General features: G+C 54.9%; 15 protein-coding genes and 1 other RNA gene. 13 read left to right on the plus strand and 3 right to left on the minus strand.

Annotated features, from left to right (window positions below):
• Positions 1-1,151 (plus strand): IS256 family transposase (locus CCB157_RS15575; protein ID WP_143287099.1); only part of this gene is annotated, 1,151 nt, incomplete at its 5' end.
• A 257-nt stretch (positions 1,152-1,408) separates the two neighbouring features.
• Here the strand turns inward: CCB157_RS15575 and CCB157_RS17705 are convergent.
• Positions 1,409-1,567, minus strand: a complete 159-nt coding sequence (locus CCB157_RS17705; protein ID WP_158077348.1) for a hypothetical protein — start codon at positions 1,565-1,567, stop codon at positions 1,409-1,411.
• A gap of 185 nt (positions 1,568-1,752) precedes the next feature.
• Between CCB157_RS17705 and CCB157_RS15580 the strand changes: the two genes are divergently transcribed.
• The 3 genes from CCB157_RS15580 (at position 1,753) to CCB157_RS15590 (ending at position 3,888) form a co-directional block, all read left to right on the plus strand.
• Positions 1,753-1,920, plus strand: coding sequence for a DUF255 domain-containing protein (locus CCB157_RS15580; RefSeq protein WP_077616769.1), 168 nt, complete (start codon positions 1,753-1,755; stop codon positions 1,918-1,920).
• An 18-nt stretch (positions 1,921-1,938) separates the two neighbouring features.
• On the plus strand, positions 1,939-3,327 hold the full coding sequence (locus CCB157_RS15585; protein ID WP_077616770.1) for a thioredoxin domain-containing protein: 1,389 nt from the start codon (positions 1,939-1,941) through the stop codon (positions 3,325-3,327).
• A 288-nt stretch (positions 3,328-3,615) separates the two neighbouring features.
• A complete protein-coding gene (locus CCB157_RS15590) occupies positions 3,616-3,888 on the plus strand; it encodes a hypothetical protein (RefSeq protein WP_077616771.1) in 273 nt (90 codons plus the stop codon).
• A 397-nt stretch (positions 3,889-4,285) separates the two neighbouring features.
• On the opposite strand, the gene CCB157_RS15595 is transcribed toward CCB157_RS15590, so the two are convergent.
• On the minus strand, positions 4,286-5,137 hold the full coding sequence (locus CCB157_RS15595; protein ID WP_077616772.1) for an MBL fold metallo-hydrolase: 852 nt from the start codon (positions 5,135-5,137) through the stop codon (positions 4,286-4,288).
• 631 nt (positions 5,138-5,768) lie between these two features.
• Between CCB157_RS15595 and CCB157_RS15605 the strand changes: the two genes are divergently transcribed.
• From CCB157_RS15605 to parC, 9 genes are all read left to right on the plus strand, one after another.
• Entirely contained in the window at positions 5,769-8,039 is a 2,271-nt protein-coding gene (locus tag CCB157_RS15605; RefSeq protein WP_077616774.1) for a DEAD/DEAH box helicase, read from the plus strand.
• The gene (locus tag CCB157_RS15610) at positions 8,029-9,333 is read left to right on the plus strand and encodes a ribonuclease H-like domain-containing protein (protein ID WP_158077349.1); all 1,305 of its coding nucleotides are present in this window, start codon (positions 8,029-8,031) and stop codon (positions 9,331-9,333) included. Before CCB157_RS15605 ends, CCB157_RS15610 begins: the two co-directional genes overlap by 11 nt.
• A 274-nt stretch (positions 9,334-9,607) precedes the next feature.
• Positions 9,608-10,177, plus strand: a complete 570-nt coding sequence (locus CCB157_RS15615; RefSeq protein ID WP_077616784.1) for an SLOG family protein — start codon at positions 9,608-9,610, stop codon at positions 10,175-10,177.
• Between the two features lie 65 nt (positions 10,178-10,242).
• Positions 10,243-10,548: a cell division regulator GpsB gene (gpsB, locus tag CCB157_RS15620; protein ID WP_193432317.1), complete on the plus strand. Its 306-nt coding sequence runs from the start codon at positions 10,243-10,245 to the stop codon at positions 10,546-10,548.
• 69 nt (positions 10,549-10,617) lie between these two features.
• Positions 10,618-11,008: RNase P RNA component class B (gene rnpB / locus CCB157_RS15625), an RNA gene on the plus strand.
• Positions 11,009-11,169: 161 nt separating this feature from the next.
• Positions 11,170-12,684 carry a carboxypeptidase M32 gene (locus CCB157_RS15630; RefSeq protein WP_077616776.1) on the plus strand — a complete coding sequence of 505 codons (1,515 nt, stop codon included), beginning with the start codon at positions 11,170-11,172 and terminating at the stop codon, positions 12,682-12,684.
• 91 nt (positions 12,685-12,775) lie between these two features.
• Positions 12,776-13,195, plus strand: a complete 420-nt coding sequence (locus tag CCB157_RS15635; RefSeq protein ID WP_077616777.1) for a CoA-binding protein — start codon at positions 12,776-12,778, stop codon at positions 13,193-13,195.
• Between the two features lie 557 nt (positions 13,196-13,752).
• On the plus strand, positions 13,753-15,717 hold the full coding sequence (gene parE / locus CCB157_RS15650) for a DNA topoisomerase IV subunit B (RefSeq protein WP_077616780.1): 1,965 nt from the start codon (positions 13,753-13,755) through the stop codon (positions 15,715-15,717).
• Between the two features lie 4 nt (positions 15,718-15,721).
• Complete coding sequence (parC, locus tag CCB157_RS15655) at positions 15,722-18,154, plus strand: DNA topoisomerase IV subunit A (protein ID WP_077616781.1); 2,433 nt, start codon at positions 15,722-15,724, stop codon at positions 18,152-18,154.
• A gap of 178 nt (positions 18,155-18,332) precedes the next feature.
• Here the strand turns inward: parC and CCB157_RS15660 are convergent, their stop codons facing one another.
• Complete coding sequence (locus CCB157_RS15660; RefSeq protein ID WP_077616782.1) at positions 18,333-19,040, minus strand: CAP domain-containing protein; 708 nt, start codon at positions 19,038-19,040, stop codon at positions 18,333-18,335.
• Between the last annotated feature and the right edge of the window lie 373 nt (positions 19,041-19,413).

Here is a 19,413-nt window from a genome sequence, read left to right on the forward strand (position 1 = left end):
GGTCYTTGAATCAAATCCTTGAAGCCCAGTTAACGGATCAACTTGGCGCCGGCCGTTATGAGCGCACAGAGGAGCGAAAAGGCTATCGAAACGGGTCTTATCCCCGGCAATTGACGACTCGGGTGGGACGGTTGACCTTGCGCGTGCCGCGGACAAGGGATGGGGAATTTTCCACCGAACTCTTTCAACGCGATCAACGGAGCGAACAAGCTCTGGTACTGGCCCTCATGGAAATGGTTGTAAACGGAGTGTCTACCCGCAAGATCACTCAAATCACAGAAGAATTGTGCGGGACTTCGTTTTCCAAATCCACGGTTTCCTCGCTGTGCAAGGGGCTGGATCCGATGATCCAAGACTGGAATGACCATTCCCTTCATGAACATGTGTATCCGTTTGTGCTAGTAGATGCTATTTATACGAAAGTCCGGGAGGATGGACGGGTACGTTCCAGAGCCGTTTTGATCGCCACAGGAGTGAATGAGGAAGGATACCGGGAAATTCTTGGCCTGCAAATCGGAAACAGTGAATCGGAGTCCAGCTGGAGCGAGTTCTTCGGATGGCTGAAAGACCGGGGACTCCGGGGAGTGGACTTGATCCTTTCCGATCAACACGGCGGACTGGTGCGAGCCATTGAAAAACATTTCCAAGGCGCGACGTGGCAGCGATGCCAAACGCACTTTATTCGCAATATCCTCGATGCGGCACCAAAGTCTGTACAGAATGCTTTACTCGATGAGATTCGCGGGATTCTTCACGCCCCCAATAAGCAGGCGGCACGGCTGTTATTGGAACAAGTGTTGGCCAAATGGGAAGAGAAGGCCCCTAAAGCGATGCAAATCCTCGAAGAGGGATTCGAAGAGGCCACGGCTGTCTTGGACTATCCGGAGCGTTACCGGCGGCGCCTGCGCACAACCAATGGCATCGAACGGCTCAATGAGGAAATCCGCCGCAGAGAACGGGTGATCCGCATTTTTCCGAACCGGGAATCGGTGTATCGCCTCGTAGGCGCCGTGTTGATCGAAATTGACGAAAAATGGATATCGGGACGTAAATACCTGGATATGTCCGACTATTGGCAGTGGCGAAAAACGAAAGAGTTAGGCGTTCAAACGATGAACCAGGAAGTTTCGTCGATCAAGAAAGTGGGATAATTTCTTCGACGTGTCAAGGAGAACGTGAAATACCTCGGAAGCGAGGAGTTGCCGCGAAAGCGCCTTGACACGCCTGCTCCTTGACAACATGATCGTTAGTCCGGGAAGGCGACCGGCAGGGAGACTTGCCGGACTTACCTGCCATACGTCAGGTCATCAGGTCCATGTTTCTATCAAAGGGAAATTTACACAATAAAATGGACTTGACCGCAACAAATTCAATGGAAAGAGCGTTTATTATTTCAACAATATTATAGTTATACATGGTTTTTATCACTTTCCTTTTCTAAATAGGTACTTAAAGCCAGAGAAAAGTTTTTAATAGAACTTAAAGTTGGTTTATTAGAAATGATTTTTATTTTGTATCCAGATTTTGATGTTATAGTCTTTTCTTGCTTTTTGGTTAAATTAATCATCTTTGTATCACCTCTGAATAATTTCAAAGATGATACCAGCGCTTTTTTGATATTCTAAGTTCTTGATTAAAAGTTATTATTTTCGGAATAATGTCAGGTGAAATTTAGAGGTAAGTATGGTAATATTCCTTTTAGTTTGAACCAATAATTAAATAATGAAAAAATTCAAAAGGAAGTGTTGAGAGATGTCAGTACATGGAAAAAAATACACGAATCGATTAATTCATGAAAAATCACCTTACCTATTGCAACATGCACATAATCCGGTGGATTGGTTTCCTTGGGGACCTGAAGCTTTCCAAAGAGCCAAAAGGGAAGGTAAGCCAGTGTTCGTATCTATTGGCTATTCCTGACCCTTGCGGTATGCCCATTTGAATGGAAATGACCGCTCCCTGCGCATGGTCGAAAAAACGTTGGAAGGGATCGCCGACGGCGGCATTCACGATCATATTGGTGGGGGCTTTGCGCGTTATTCCGTCGATGAAAAATGGTTGATCCCTCACTTTGAAAAAATGCTGTACGATCAAGCGATGCTCATGCTCGCTTATACCGAGGCGTGGCAAGTGACGGGGAAGGCGCGCTTCCGCGACGTCGTCGCCGACATTTTCGCTTACGTCACGCGCGACATGCGCGATGCCGACGGCGGTTTTTACTCCGCCGAAGACGCCGACTCCGAAGGGGAGGAAGGCCGGTTTTACTTGTGGACGCCGGATGAAATCCGCGCCGTTTTAGGTGAAGACGGCGATTTATACTGCCGGATCTTTGACATCACGGAGGAAGGGAATTTTGAAGGCCGGAGCTTGCCGAACCTCGTCGGCCGCTCTTTGGCGCGAATTGCCGCCGAAGAAGGCGTGTCGCCGGAAGCGTTAAAGGCAGAGATCACCGCCTGGAACCGGAAGCTTCGGGAGGCGCGAGGGCGCCGCGTCCGGCCACACAAGGACGATAAAATCTTGACGTCGTGGAATGCTTTAATGATCGCGGCGCTCGCCACCGCGGCGCGCGTCTTTCAAAACGCCGAATATTTGCGGGCCGCCGAAACCGCGTTTCGGTTTCTCACCCGCCGCATGATGAACGGCGATGAACTGTATGCCCGCTATCGCGACGGCGAAGTGGGTATTCCGGGATTTCTCGACGACTACGCCTATTTCATGTGGGCGTGCGACGCCTTGTATGACGCGACCTTTGACGGGAGCTATATTGAAAAAATGCGATGGGCGGCGGACCGCATGATCGAACGGTTCTGGGACGACGATGCCTTCGGCTTTTATCTCAATAACCGAAGCGATCTGTTCATGCGGCCGAAAGAGGTCTATGACGGAGCGGTGCCGTCGGGCAACAGCGTGGCGGCTTATGAACTGCTGCGGTTTTCGCGCCGGACCGGGGAGATCGATTATGAACGCTATGTCGACCACATGTTCAACGCGTTCGGCGACGAAGTCGACCGCTATCCCATGGGGTACGCCTGGCTGTTGAGCGCTTTTATGATCGCGCGGGCGGGGACGAAAGAGCTCGCGGTCGTCACCGAAACCATGGATGGCGCCAAAGAAAAGCTCGGCGCGCTCCAATCGGCGTTTCTTCCCGAAGTCGTGACGCTTGTCGGCGATCGCGCGCGGTTGAACCGCCTGGCGTCATTTACGGCGGGTTTTAATACGGAAAACGGGGAGACGACTTATTATTTATGCGAGCATTTTCGTTGCCGGCGCCCGACGACGGATCTTACCGCCGTTTATGAGGCGCTCGGCCTCGCGCACAATCATTAACGGTTTTCCAAAAAGAAAAACGGCAAGAGGCGTTCGCTGACGGCGGCGTGGCGAGCGCCGACGACGCGTGATTTTGCAGACGGGTCCGCTGACGGGCGGGCCTTTTATTTTTTTGCGAATGAAGCCTTGGTGGCCGCCGGCGCGCCCCGTCGCGATCATAGGATGCGGTTGCCGAGGCTTTTCAGATGGCGCAGAAAAATAATTTCTGTGTTTTATCTAACATTTTTAAAAAATAAGTTTGACAAATTTGTGAACATCGAGTATGTATATAGTACGGGGGTGACCTTGATGAGGAAAAACAATAAGATGACCGCAATGTTGTATGCGTTTTCATTAGGGTATGTGGCGATTGGCGCCGTCTTGACGATCGTCAGCCTTTTCCTCGGGAGATTCAGCGATCAAAACATCGGACTGATGACGGGGTTTGGCTTTTTGTTGGGCGGCGGATTGCTGGGCATTATGGCGGGCATGCTGTCGACCATTTTCGTCTATGAGCGCCATGCCAAAGAAACGGAAAAAATGGCGGAGGAAAACCTCGAATGGGTTGAGGGCTTAAAATAAAAAACATAGGGATCCATAAAAGCCTTCCCGCGCCCTTTGCCGGAACGCCGGAAGGTTTTATTGTGTCCATTTCCGGAGGCCTTAGCGAGTCTTTGCGGCAAATGAAGACAAGACGCCTTCGGTTTTATTTATATGAGGGTGATTTGGCGCCTTGCAGCGGCATGCAGCGCCTCCGCCAATCGCGAAGGCGGTCGAAAAGCGGCCATTGCCGACGCGTTCACAAAGCCCGCGGATTGGCATACATAAACCCATTTTTATGCGGATCGATCACGCGATACATAAACGTTATTCTTTTCAGTTCACAGGTAAAAAGCCGGCTTAACCGCGGCGGTGAACGGTAAGGGGCAAGGCGGAGAACGCCGCTGAACGCATGGCGCGGGATCGCGGCAGGGCCGGATTAATGCACGTAGCGGCCGTGCTTCGGGATGGCGATCTCATCGAAATGGTCGGCGAGCCGCTCCAATCCCCGCGCAAGTTCCGCTCCGGCCATCGGGCGGCCGTGCCCGGTAAAGGCGGCGGACGGTTTCAGCGCCTCCAGCTTTTTGACCGACTCCCAAGCGTTCGGCCAGTCGGTCGTAAAGTAGGCGGGCGGCCCGTGTATTTCTTCCCGCTGCGTGAGCACCGCCGCGAGCGATTCTTGGCGGACGGTGATGAATGCGTCTCCGGCGATCAATACGCGATCCCGCCCGCGAAACAGCGAAATGTGCCCGGGCGTATGCCCGGGAGTATGATGCCAGCGCCATTCCGGAAGATGCGGGATCCGGCCGTGCGGTTCAAGGGGTTGAATGCGGCCGCCGAGATCGATGCCTTCGTTCGGATAAAGGCCGGAAAGGCGCGCCAAGAGTCCGCTGCCAACGGCCGGATCGGCGGGCGGATAGCTTTTCATGCCGGTCAAATAGGGAAGCTCAAGAGGGTGGGCGTAGATGGGGACGCCCCATTCATCGGCCAGCTCTTTGACGGCCCCGACGTGGTCGAAATGGCCGTGGGTCAAGATGATCGCTTCCGGCGGCCGGCTACCGAAGCGGTGTTTCGCTCGGCTTAAAATTTTCTTTTCACTGTTTGCCACGCCGCCGTCCACGAGCGCCCATCCCTCTTCGCCGTCGGATCCGCCGATAAAATAGACGTTGGAAATGAGCGTCCGCAGGCCGTGAACATCGGCGGGAAGCGACTCCGAATGGCAGGCTTGCGCCGACCGATCCGGCCGTTCCTTGCGCGGGCCATGTGAAGGGTGCGGCCGTTCATCCGTCATGGGGTCAGCGCCTCCTTTCTCTTTTCTCCAGCATGGATCGCCTTCCTTTTAGCGTGCCACTTTCGCCGGTGTCTATGTGGCGGCACCGCGCAAAACTCGATTTCGCGAAAAGCGCCGCACCGCGGTTGCATGATCGGCCAGCGCCGCCGTCCAAGCGGCGCTCGAATTTTTTGGCTGGTCGAACCGTGCGGCGCTTTCCGGTGCCCTCGTGACTCCCGTTGATTCCTGCGTTCACCATTTCCATTGGCAGCGGTTTGCTCAGTTGGTATGATTATAAGTAAATGATGTCTCGCGACTTTGACCGCGCGTTCGATCGAAATCAGGACAACAAGGATTCATTTTAAAAAAATCCATTTTCTTCTTAAAGAAGAGGAAATTTCAACCAACCATTATGGAGTTGCGACCCAAGCGAACGCGGCGGCTTCAGCGAAGCGGAGCGGCAGGCCAGGAACCGCTTCCGCTTCAATAGAAAAGTTCATTCGCATAAAAGCGCAAAACCACGCGAAAGGCACTCAGTGGATTTTATGTTTCGAACGTTTGTTTGGCGAAACGTTCGCTTCGAGCGATGACGCGTCGGAGAGGAGGGTGGCGTTATCCCGCCAGAACAGGCGGGCTTGGACGCCTTTTCTATATGAAAGTGAGAAAATCATTGGCGGACATTTTAGCGATGCTTAAAGCGGATCCCAACGTGCAGCACTGGCATACGATACCGGGCCGCGCCGCGCGGACGGTTCCTTTTCCGGAGGGCGTCGATCCCCGGCTCGTCCAAGCGTTAAAGAAGAGGGGCATCACCGCGCTTTACACGCATCAGGCCGATGCCTACGCGGCGGCGTCCCGGGGCCGGGATTTTGTGGCTGTCACGCCGACGGCTTCCGGGAAAACGCTTTGCTACAATTTGCCCATTTTGGACGCCATTCTAAAAAACCCGAGCACGCGGGCGCTCTATTTGTTTCCGACGAAGGCGCTGGCGCAAGATCAAAAAAGCGAATTGAATGAGCTCATCGCCGAGTTGGGCGTCACCATTCACGGCGACACCTATGACGGCGACACGCCGGCGACGATTCGGCAAAAAATCCGGAAAGCCGGCCAGATCGTCATGACGAATCCAGACATGCTCCATTCGTCAATCTTGCCGCACCACACGAAGTGGGTGTCGCTCTTCGAAAATCTTCAATTCGTCGTCATCGACGAACTCCACACGTATCGCGGGGTGTTCGGCAGCCATGTCGCCAACGTCATCCGCCGTTTAAAAAGAATCTGCGCCTATTATGGCAGCCGCCCGGTCTTCATCGCCACGTCGGCGACGATTGCCAATCCCAAGGAGCACGCCGAACGCTTGACGGGCCGTCCGATGGTGCTCATCGACAACAACGGCGCGCCGCAAGTCACGAAACATTTTATTTTTTACAATCCGCCCGTCGTTCACCAAGCGTTGAACATTCGCCGCAGCGCCTCGCTCGTCGTCAAGGAATTGGCCAAGCTGTTTTTAGAAAACGGCATCCGGACGATCGTGTTCGCGCGCAGCCGCCTGCGCGTGGAAATCTTGCTCAATTATTTGCAGACGCTCAATACCGCGCGAACCGAGCGGGCGACGATCCGGGCGTATCGCGGCGGGTATTTGCCGTCCGAACGCCGCGAAATCGAACGGGGGCTGAGAGAAGGAAAAATCCACGGCGTCGTCAGCACCAATGCACTTGAACTCGGCGTGGACATCGGCCAGCTGCAGGCGTGCATCATGACCGGTTATCCCGGTTCGATCTCGAGCGCGTGGCAACAGGCAGGCCGCGCCGGGCGCCGGGAGGATGAGGCCGTCATCCTGTTGGTCGCGACATCGAGCCCCCTCGACCAATACATCATCCAACACCCGGATTATTTCTTTGAACGCAATCCGGAAGAAGCGCGCATCAATCCGGACAACCTCATCATTCTCGTCGACCATATTCGCTGCGCGGCGTACGAATTGCCTTTTAAAAAAGGGGAAACGTTCGACGGCATCGACGTCGAGGACATTTGCACTTATCTCGCCGACCAGGATGTTTTGCATTTTCAAGGGGACAAATGGTTCTGGATGACCGACGCTTTTCCGGCAGCGAATGTCAGCTTGCGTTCGGCGGCGCAGGATAATGTCGTCATCATCGATCAAACCCATCCGGGTGCCGTCAAGGTCATCGGCGAAATGGACCGCTTCAGCGCGATGACGCTTCTGCATGAAGAGGCGATTTATATGCACCAGGGCGAACAATATCAGGTCGAAAAGCTCGACTGGGAAGAGAAAAAGGCGTTCGTCCGCCAAGTCGACGTCAATTATTACACCGATGCCAACCTCGCCGTCCAACTCGAAGTGTTGGAGGTCGACAAGGAAAAACGCGGTCCGCTGTTTGAGACCGCCTACGGCGATGTCGCCGTGCGCGCGAAGGCGACGATTTTCAAAAAAATCCGCTTTGAGACCCACGATAATGTCGGCTGGGGTACGATCCATTTACCTGAGGAGGAAATCCACACGACCTCGGCCTGGATCGGTTTCGACGGCGAGTTGGAAGAGCGGTTCGGCAAGCCGGCCGCGGAACAAGCGCTCGTCGGCCTCGCCCATCTTCTGCGGCACGCGGCTCCGCTTTTTGTGATGTGCGACCCGCAGGACATTGAAGTCGTGCCGATGATCAAGGCGCCCCATAACGGAAAACCGACGATCTTCCTTTACGACCAATATCCGGGCGGGATCGGTTTAAGTGAAAAGCTGTATGAGATGACGGATGTTTTGCTCAACGCGGCGCGGGAGATGGTGGAGCGGTGTCCGTGCGAAACCGGCTGTCCCTCTTGCGTCGGCGCAGACGGCGAGGGGGCGAAGCCGGTCGTTCTGAAATGGCTCAAAGCGCTTCATGTCGAGGGCAGCCATGTCTCTTAAAAAACAGCTGGAGCGCTACAAACGGCATTTGGCGCGGCCGGCGGAAAACGGAACACCCTCCGAACCGGCTGGACCGATCCGCCCGACACCGGCTGACCCGCACTTGACGGAAGCGATGCAAGAAGCCGCCGAGCGGCTGGAGGCCGAGGTGCGCACGTTTGAGGGCGAGGCGATCCTCGTCAAAGAGCAGACGATCCCGCTCGATCAATACCACGGCAGGCGGCCGTTAAACGATATTTTTGAGGCCGTCGCCATGTGGCAGCATGATCCCGAACCGCATCCGCTGTCGACGCGCGGGCTCGCGGCGGAAGATTTGCTGTTTTTTGATACGGAGACGACGGGGCTTTCATCCGGCGCCGGACATATGATCTTCTTGCTCGGCTGCGGGGCGATTCGTGGCGACCGCCTGCAGTTGACGCAATATTTTCTGCCCGGTCCGGGCAACGAAACGGCGTTTTATTACCATTTCTTGACCGACGTCAAGGCGTTGTCCAACCTCGTGACCTACAACGGCAAGGCGTTCGACTGGCCGCGCGTGAAGACGCGCGTGCAATTCGTCCGCGATGCCGTCCCGAAGCTGCCCGCGTTCGGCCATTTCGATTTGCTGCACGCCGCCCGCCGGTTGTGGAAACATCGCCTTGAATCGATGCGTTTGTCCGCCGTTGAGGAAACGGTGCTGGGGTTTAAGCGAAGCGGAGACATCCCCGGCCATATGGCGCCGTTTCTTTATTTCGAATTCCTGAAGCGCCCGAAAGCGTCCCTCATTGAAGGCATCTTCCGCCACAACGCGGATGACATCAAGACATTGGTCGCGCTTTACAGCCATTTGTCAAGGCTCATCCACGGGAACGGCGTGCCGTTGTCCGGGGACGAGGCGTTTGAAATCGCTCGTTGGTTCGCGGCCCTCCGTCGCTACGACCGGGCGATCGCGCTGTTGGAAAGCCTGGATCCGGACGAACCCGGCGTCGAGAGAGCGGGTGTGCACGGGTTGCTCGCGGAGTGCTACAAAAAAAGTGGGGCAACGGACAAGGCGTTGGAAACATATTTGTATATGGTGGAGCACGGTTTGGCGCGCGGCGTCTCCGATTACGTGGAAATCGCCAAGATGTTTGAACACCATTATAAGGCCTACGAATCGGCGCTAAGCTTTACCGAACGGGCGCTGGATCGCCTGGAAAGGGAGACGGCGCTTCCGCCGGATAAATATGAAAAAGAAAGATGGGCGCTGGAACAACGGCGCGGCCGGCTTTTGGCCCGCCTCGGACAGAAAATCGCGGGCGAGGACGGCGCATGATGGCCTCGGTTGATCGTTCTTCATTCGATCAGCGCGTTGGTTCATCCCCGGAAATATTCCCCGGGCAAGCGCAAAAACGGCATCTTTTCGAGCCGATAAGCGGATGGCGTGTCAGCGCACGGCGGCTGGCACCTCCTTTTGTCGAAAAATTTTTGTCCAAAGGGAGGATTCGACAGGCGGGAGCGTGCGAAACCCGCTGGCCGGCCGCTTTATTTTCTGAACGGAACGGGTTTACCCGTCGCAAAAATCGTGCAACCTGCTGGTGATGGATATGATCAAAACGCTTGCGGTGACGGGTTATCGGCCGTGGGAGCTCGGCATTTTTTCCGAAAAACATCCCGGCATCCGCATCATCCAACATGTCCTTTATAATCGAATGCGCGCGTTTGCGGAAGAAGGAACGGAATGGTTCGTGACGAGCGGGCAGCCCGGTGTGGAATGGTGGGCGGCGGAGGCCGTCCATAAGCTGAAGGCCGAGTTCCCCGACGTCAAGCTGTCCGTGCTCATGCCGTTTTTGGAACAGGAAGCCCGCTGGCCGGAGGCGATGAAAGAAAAATATTTCGAGATGCTGGCCCGGGCCGACCACGTGGCGGCGATTACGCGGCGGCCGTATGAATCGCCGGCGCAGCTCAGGCTGAAAAACGATTTCATCGTCCAAAAGACCGACGGCCTGCTCATTGTATATGATGAAGACCTGCCCGGCTCGCCCGTCTATTTCCTCAGGGCGGCGGAGCGGCGCGCGGCGGGAGACGACTATCCAGTTTTTTACATCAACCGTTATGACTTGGAGGATGCGGAAAGGGAATGGTTCGAAACCCGGGGCGGCGGCGATTTGGAAACGTGATTGACAACGGTACGGGGGTTTGAAACAATAGAAGATAAAGGTCATGAAACTTTGAGGTGATCGTTGTGGATGGAAAACTAACCCAACTGACGACGAAAGACATCCTTGAAAAGGATTTTAAAACAGCTTTGCGCGGCTACTCACCGGATGAAGTCGACCAATTTCTCGATATAATCATTAAAGATTACGAAATCATGAATAAAGAAATCGAACGGTTAAGACAAGACAATCAACGGTTGAAGCAAGAGTTGACCCAATACAAATCCGAAAAACGGCGGCCGATGGCGACGCAAGGGCAAACGAATTACGACATCTTGAAACGCCTGTCCAATCTGGAAAAACACGTTTTCGGCAGCCGTTTGCACGAATAAATTGGTATTAATTGGATATTGAACGGGCGGTTCGATGAGGTTATAATTAAAGGTTGTAACGCGTTATTTGCGTTCGGGTAATCGCTGCATTCGCTTAATGAATGCAGAGGAAAGTCCATGCTCGCACGGTCTGCGATGACCGTAGTGTTCGCGCCTGGCGAATTCATAAGCCAGGGTAGTCCGGCTTCGGCTGGGCTAACGGCAGGGGATGCGCCTAAGTCGCAAGATATGGCGTCGTACCCTTGAAAGTGCCACAGTGACGCAGTTCCGCTGGAAACGGCGGAAGTGGAACGCGGTAAACCCCGCGAGCGAGAAACTCAAATTATGGTAGAGGAGCCCTCCGGAAGGAAATGAACGGAAGGAGGGACGGGCGCTCCGTCGCCCGTAGATAGATGATTACCGCCGGCGTACGAGGAGAAATCCGCTTGCAGTACAAAGGTACAGAACATGGCTTATAGAACGCAAATAACGCGTCGAGGCCCTCACGATGAGGGCTTTTTCTATTACGTATACATATGAAAAATTATGACTTTATCCGTGGCGGAGCCATACAAAAGGAAAACAGGCCCTCGGCAGCGAATATTTACCGTCGTACAACTTTTGTGTAAAGGTGGGAACGCGATGCGCGAGAACATTCAAGACATCGAGAAAGGCTTTTTCAACCTCATCAAAACGATGAAGAATTACGAAGAAGCGATCGGCGTGCTCGGCTGGGATTTGCGCACCGGCGCCCCCAAAAAAGGGGCGGAACAGCGTTCGGAAGTCATCGGCACGCTGGCGCAGCACGTGTTTAATCTGTCGACGTCCGACGAGATGAAACATTATCTGGATGCTCTCAGCGATCCATCCGTACAAGATCAGCTCTCGGACATCACGAAACGGTCGGTCGAAGAATGCCGCAAAGAGTATGAACGCAACGTGAAAATCCCTCAAGAGGAATATCGGGAATACGTTGTGTTGCGCGCCAATGCGGAAACCGTTTGGCAAGAAGCCAAGAAAAAATCCGATTTTTCGCTTTTGCGCCCCTACCTGGAAAAACTGGTCGATTTTACTCATCGTATGGTCGAGTATTGGGGGCATCATGAAAACAAATACAATGCGCTTCTCGATCTCTATGAACCCGGCGTGACCGTCGACGTGCTCGACCGCGTCTTCGGCCAGCTGAAAGAAAGCATCGTTCCGCTCGTCAAAGAAATCGAAGCGGCGGAGCCGCCCGAAGAATCGTTCCTTTACGGGTATTTCCCGAAGGATAAACAACGCGATTTCAGCGTTTATATCCTGAAGGAAATCGGTTATGACTTTGACGCGGGCCGGCTGGACGAAACCGAGCATCCCTTTGAAACCGCGTTGAACCCCGGCGACGTCCGCGTGACGACGAAATACAATGAAAACGACTTTCAAGTCGCCATTTTCGGAACGATGCACGAGGGAGGACACGCGCTTTACGAACAGAACATCTCCCCGGATTTGATCGGCACACCGCTCTGCGGTGGCACATCCATGGGCATGCATGAATCGCAATCCTTGTTTTTTGAAAATTTTGTCGGGCGGTCGCGCGCGTTTTGGGAACATTACTATGAGCCGTTTAAAACGTTTGCCGGCGGGCTTTTCGACGGCGTCGATCTCGATGCCTTTTACCGCGCGATCAACGTGGCGCGCCCTTCGCTCATTCGCATTGAGGCGGATGAATTGACCTATCCGCTTCATATCATGGTCCGCTATGAAATCGAAAAAGGCCTCTTTAACGGCGATCTGAAGGTCAAGGATTTGCCGGGGGTCTGGAATGAGCAGATGGAAAAATACCTCGGCATTCGCCCGAAAGAAGACCGGGAAGGCGTCCTTCAGGATATCCATTGGTCCGGAGGCGATTTCGGCTATTTCCCGTCCTATGCGCTCGGCTATTTATACGCCGCCCAACTGAAGCATGCGATGTTGAAGGATGTGCCGGACTTTGACGACCACTTGCGCCGCGGCCATATCGCGCCGATCCGCGAATGGCTCACCGAGCATGTCCACCGCTTCGGCGGGCTGAAAAAGCCGATGGACATCTTGCGCGAAGCAACTGGCGAAACGCTCAACGCCCAATATTTGATCGATTACTTGACGAACAAGTACCGGGAAGTGTATCGGCTGTAATCGAGAAAGACAGCGCCCGCAACCGCAAGATGAAGGCCCAGCCACCGCATAGAGCCGACGCGGGCTGTCACGCCAAGAAAGGAAGAACAGCATGGCTATCGTTATTCCCGATGATCAGACGTTGAAGGAGATCTTGCAGACGAAAAAGCGGATCGCGGTCGTCGGTCTCTCCGACAAGCCGGAGCGGACGAGTTACCAGATCGCAAAATACATGCTGGAACACGGGTACGACATCATTCCCGTCAACCCGACGGTGGAATCCGTCTTCGGCATCAAGGCGGCGTCCAGCCTTCGGGAGATTGGCGGACACGTCGACATCGTCAACGTGTTTCGCCGGCCCGAATTTCTCTTGGAAACGGCCAAAGACGCCGTGGCCATCGGTGCTGACGTTTATTGGGCGCAGCTCGGCCTTTTCGATGAAAAGGCGTACGATTTTTTGCGCGGCCACGGGATGACCGTCGTCATGGATCGCTGCATCAAAGTGGAATATCAACGCTTGCTCGGTGAATGAGCTTCCTCTTTTTCACCAGAACATCCGCCTCGTGGACATGTATGCACGTTTTGCGCGAAATCCCCATCTTGTCGGCAAGGTGGGGATTTTCCGCTTTGCACGCGGCGGCGCGCATTCCCGTGCGCGTCTTCCACATCAAGTGCCCGTTCGGCGGCGGCGAGCCCCGTCGAAAGGGCGAAGGAATGCTCCATAAATCCATCCGGCGGGTTGCGGAAATGGCAAAGGGTTCGGTATGATACAACGTGACCGGCTTTGTATAACGAAGGGTGTTCTGATCAGGCAAGCCGGCCGGCGGCAAACGCGCGTTGCGGCGCAAGCAGGAAGACTATTGACGAAAAAAGCGTTTGGAAACGCTTGATTCTATCACGGCGCGAAACGATTGAACCCAAACGCTCAAATGGGTTCGGCATCCTGCGAAAATACATAATAAAACAGGAAAACGCGATCGCGAGAACGATCGCGCATGACCGCCTTTCATTGAACAGAATGGAAACGTTTGTTCTTATGGTGTATATTAAATATAGCAAGCTCTGCGGTTAAGAAAGGAGTCAGCGCATTTGGCGAATCAGACGACATATACGGAAGACGCCATACAAGTATTAGAAGGGCTGGAAGCGGTAAGAAAACGCCCCGGCATGTACATAGGTTCGACGGATGCCCGCGGACTGCATCATCTCGTCTATGAAATCGTCGATAACGCGGTCGATGAAGCGCTCGCCGGTTTCGGCGATGAAATCGTCGTGACGATCCATGAAGATGACAGCGTTTCCGTCGCCGACAAAGGGCGGGGCATTCCGGTCGGGATGCATCGGACGGGCAAACCGACGCCCGAAGTCATCTTCACCGTCTTGCATGCCGGCGGCAAGTTCGGAGGCGGAGGCGTCTATAAAACTTCCGGAGGGCTCCATGGCGTCGGTGCCTCGGTCGTTAACGCCTTGTCCGAATGGCTCGTTGTTACGATCAAGCGCGACGGCGCCGTGTATCGGCAACGCTTTGAAAACGGCGGGAAACCGGTGACGCCTCTTGAAAAGCTCGGGCCGGCCAAAGGCAGCGGCACGACGATTCATTTTAAACCGGACCCGTCCGTGTTCACCACCACTCGTTTCAACTATGAAACGCTCTCCGAACGGCTGCGCGAAGCCGCGTTTTTGTTGAAAGGCCTCAAGATCACGCTGCGGGACGAACGCGCCGGCATCGCGGACACCTTCCAATACGATAAAGGGCTCGAAGCGTTTATCGATTATTTGAACGAAGACAAGGATGCGTTGCACCCGGTCGTCTCTTTCGAAGGGGCGCAAAACGGCATCGAAGTCGACGTCGCTTTCCAATACAACGACGGCTATTCGGAAAACATTCTTTCCTTCGTCAACAACGTGCGCACGAAGGACGGCGGGACGCACGAATCGGGATTTAAGACGGCGTTCACCCGCGCGTTCAACGATTATGCGCGCAAAACCGGGCTGTTAAAAGAAAAGGACAAAAACTTGGAAGGCAGCGATATCCGCGAAGGCTTGACGGCGGTCATCTCGGTGCGCGTCCCGGAAGACAAACTGCAATTCGAAGGCCAGACGAAAAGCAAGCTCGGGACGAGCGACGCCCGCTCCGCCGTCGACAACGTCGTTTCCGAGCAGCTCGCCTATTACCTTGAAGAGAACCCGGAGACGAGCGAGTTGCTCATCAAAAAAGCCATCAAGGCCGCCCAAGCCCGGGAAGCGGCGCGCCAAGCGCGGGAAGAGGCCCGCAGCGGCAAGAAAGGGCGGCGTAAAGACGCGGTTTTGAGCGGCAAGCTGACGCCCGCTTCCTCCAAAAATCCGAAGAAGAACGAACTTTATCTCGTGGAGGGCGATTCGGCGGGCGGTTCCGCCAAACAAGGGCGCGACCGCACGTTCCAGGCGGTATTGCCCTTGCGCGGCAAAGTCATCAATACGGAAAAAGCGAAGCTTGCCGACATCTTCAAAAACGAAGAAATCAATACGATCATCCATGCGATCGGCGCCGGCGTCGGGCCGGAATTTCGCGTCGAGGACGCGAATTACGACAAGATCATCATCATGACCGACGCCGATAACGACGGCGCCCACATCCAAGTGCTCTTGCTCACCTTTTTCTATCGCTACATGCGGCCGCTCATTGAGGCGGGCAAGGTGTACATCGCCCTGCCGCCGTTGTACAAAGTCAGCAAAGGCAGCGGCCGCAAGGAAGTCGTGGAGTACGCGTGGGATGAAAAAGGTTTAAAAGAGGCCATCAAAAAAGTCGGCAAAGGCTATACCGTGCAGCGTTATAAAGGGTTGGGCGAAATGAACGCCGAACAGCTTTGGGAGACGACGATGAATCCGGAGACGCGCACGCTCATCCGCGTGAAGATCGATGACATCGCCCGCGCCGAACGGCGCGTCTCCATCTTGATGGGCGACAAAGTCGAGCCGCGCCGCAAATGGATCGAAGCCAACGTCGCCTTCGGGCTGGAGGAAGAGTCCAACATTTTGGCCAACGAGAACTTGTCGATAACGGAAGGGGTATGAGATCGTGGCGCAACCGGAAAAATTCTTGGACTTACCGCTGGAGGAGGTCATCGGCGACCGCTTCGGCATTTACAGCAAATACATCATCCAGGAAAGGGCGCTTCCCGACGTCCGCGACGGTTTGAAGCCGGTGCAGCGCCGCATTTTGTACGCCATGTACCGCGACGGCAATACGAGCGACAAACCGTTCCGGAAGTCGGCGAAAACCGTCGGCAACGTCATCGGCAATTACCATCCGCACGGCGACGCGTCGGTGTACGATGCCATGGTTCGCATGAGCCAGGAATGGAAAGTTCGCAACGTCCTCGTCGAAATGCACGGCAACAACGGCAGTCTCGACGGCGACCCGCCGGCGGCGATGCGTTACACCGAAGCGCGGCTTTCGCCGATCGCCGCCGAACTGCTCCGGGACATCGACAAAAAAACGGTCGATTACGTTCCGAATTTCGACGATTCGACGCTGGAGCCGGTCGTCCTGCCGTCCCGGTTTCCGAATTTGCTCGTCAATGGCTCGACCGGCATTTCCGCCGGTTATGCGACGGATATCCCGCCCCATAATCTCGGGGAAGTCATCGACGCCGCGATCCTCCTGATGGAAAACCCGGATTGCACGTTGGACGATCTCATGAGCGTCATCAAAGGCCCCGATTTTCCGACCGGCGGCATCGTCCAAGGGCTCGACGGCATCAAAAAAGCTTACGAAACGGGGCGCGGCAAGGTGGTGCTGCGCGGCAAGGCGACGATCGAACCGCTGCGCGGCGGCCGCGAACAAATCGTCATCACCGAGCTGCCGTATGAGGTGAACAAGGCGAGCCTCGTGAAGCGGATGGAAGAGCTCCGGCTCGATCGCAAGGTGGAAGGCGTCGCCGAAGTGCGCGACGAAACCGACCGGACGGGCACGCGCATCATCGTGGAATTGAAAAAAGACGGCGACGCCGAGGGCGTTCTGAATTACTTCTACAAAAACACCGACCTGCAAGTGACGTACAATTTCAACATGGTCGCGATCCACAATAAAACCCCGAAACAAATGGGGCTGAAAGCCATCCTGCAGGCGTACATCGACCACCAAAAGGAAGTCGTCACCCGCCGCTCGCAATACGAGTTGGAAAACGCCCGGGCAAGGCGCCACATCGTCGAAGGCCTCATCCACGCCGTTTCCATTCTCGACGAGGTGATCGCGACGATCCGCGCCTCGAAAGACAAAAAGGACGCCAAACATAATCTGTCGGCCAAATTCGGGTTTACGGAAGCGCAAGCCGAAGCGATCGTCAATTTGCAATTGTACCGGTTGACGAATACGGACATCGCAACGCTCAAGAAGGAAGCGGACGAACTGGAACGCACGATCCGACGGCTCGAAGGCATCCTCGGCTCGGAGAAAAAATTGATCGCCGTCATCAAAAAAGAATTGACGGAAATCAAGGAAAAATACGGCGATCCGCGCCGGACGAAAATCGAAGCCGACATCGAAGAAATCAAAATCGACCTAGAAGTCATGGTCGCCTCGGAAGACGTGAAAGTGGCGTTGACGAAAGAAGGTTACGTGAAACGGGCGAGCCTTCGCTCTTATGCGGCGTCGAACGGGGAGGCGACCGGCATGAAGGAAACGGATCGGCCGCTCTTCCAAGGGACGATGAACACGACCGATATTTTGCTCGTGTTTACGAACAAGGGCAACTATCTCCATTTGCCGGTGCACGAGCTGCCTGACAAAAAGTGGAAGGATGTCGGCCAGCACGTCGCCCAGCTCGTGCCGATCGCCAGCGATGAGACGGTCATCGCCGCCATTCCCGTCGCGGATTTTTCCGCCGACCACTATTTGACCTTCATCACGCGCAACGGCATGATCAAGCGCACGAAGCTTTCGTTATACCAAGCGCAGCGCTACTCGAAACCGCTCGTCGCGATCAAATTAAAAGACGGCGATGAACTCGTCGCCGTACACCGGACGGACGGCACGGCAAACGTGTTGGTTTTGACCCGCAACGGCTACGGCCTGTGGTTTGACGAAGCGGAGGCCGGAGAGGTGGGCGTGCGCACCGCTGGCGTCAAAGCGATCAACTTAAAAGGCGATGACGCGGTCGCGAGCGCCCTCGTGTTTCCGGTCGGGGCGGGGCCTGACCTGTTGATCGCGACGCAAAGAGGCGCGGTGAAGAAACTGGCGATTTACAACGCCATGGAAAAATCAACCCGCGCCCGCCGCGGCCTCGTCATGTTGCGCGAGCTGAAGACCCATCCGCATCGGATCGTCGGGGCGCAGTTGGTCGAAGAAGGCGACATCGTTTGCCTCCGGACCGAAAGCGGACGAACCGTCGAGATCGCCGCCAGCGACGTGCGGCCGGTTGACCGCTACCACAACGGGACGTTTGTCGTCGACCAGGCGAAGGACGGGGACGTCGTCGACGTCTGGAAGCCTTTCCGTGACGAAGAATGAAACGCGAGCGCATCTCAGTCTGCTAAAGGAACCATCATTCGTTGCGGGAGAAAGGCGACATCCCGCGGGATCTGTTGCATAACGATCTGTCGCAGCGGCAAGTGAACACCGCGTTGGCTTCAGCGCAAAACAAAAGCACCGGGAAATCCCGGTGCTTTTCCTGTTAGCAAACCGCCGCTTATTTTCCGATGAATTCTTGGACCCAGTAGGAGCCGTAGGAGCCGCCTTGAACGTAGCCGACGCCGATGGCGGTGTAGTTCGGGTTCAAGATGTTGGCGCGGTGGCCTTCGCTGTTCATCCAAGCGTTGACGACTTCTTCGGGCGTTTTTTGGCCAGCCGCGATGTTTTCACCGGCGGCGCGGTAAGTGATGCCGTATTTTTTCATCATGTCAAACGGTGAACCGTACGTTGGCGACTGGTGGGAAAAGTAGTTTTTGTCGCGCATGTCTTGCGCTTTATCCCGCGCCATTTTGGACAACGTCGTATCGATTTTCAGCGGCGCCAAACCTTGTTTGGCCCGTTCTTGGTTGGTCAAATCGACGACTTTTTGTTCAAATTGGCTCAGGGTGTACCCGGCTTTGTTTTGATTGCTGTTGGAAGACGGGGTTTGAACCGGAGGTTTTTGTGCCGTCGTATTTCCGGCCGACGGCTTGGCCGGCGTGTTTTGTGCCGGTGTTTTTACCGACGGATTGGGAACCGCTTGGATCGGCACGTCAAACGAGGCGCCGCTATACGGGCAGCGGATAATATATTTATAGGTTTTAAAGTAATATTTAATCGTCATAGGTTGGGAATTTTGAGCTTGGGTTTGCGCATGGGCCCCGTGCCCGAACGAGAACGGCAGCGCCAGCGCACCGGCTAAGGCGAGGGTGACTAATTTTTTCATAGCATGTCCTCCTCGTATAATAAGTTTCAAATCCATGGTTGATGTCAATTTCCAGTTCATTTTTGCACATTGACAAGTGAATATAGGTTTTGTATTCCGGGCTCGCCCGGAATACAAATTTCGGACTTGGACGCTTCGCGATGTTCCCGGATAATGGTCTTAGGATCGTTTGGGTCAATGCTTACTCTCCTTGTAGCGATGACTACTTATAAAGTCTGCATCCCCAGGTTCTTGCTTGAACGTCTAACCCGTAGGCCGTTCCTCCGGATCCCCGTGCTGGAAATGAGCAGTTCCAGGCAGCCCACGGACCGGATGAGTTCTCATACGCGAGGCTGATCRATCGGCAAGCCATCTGGGATATCCCGAAGCGTCC

It is taken from the genome of Caenibacillus caldisaponilyticus (genome assembly GCF_002003465.1).
GTDB classification, from domain to species: domain Bacteria; phylum Bacillota; class Bacilli; order Bacillales; family Sporolactobacillaceae; genus Caenibacillus; species Caenibacillus caldisaponilyticus.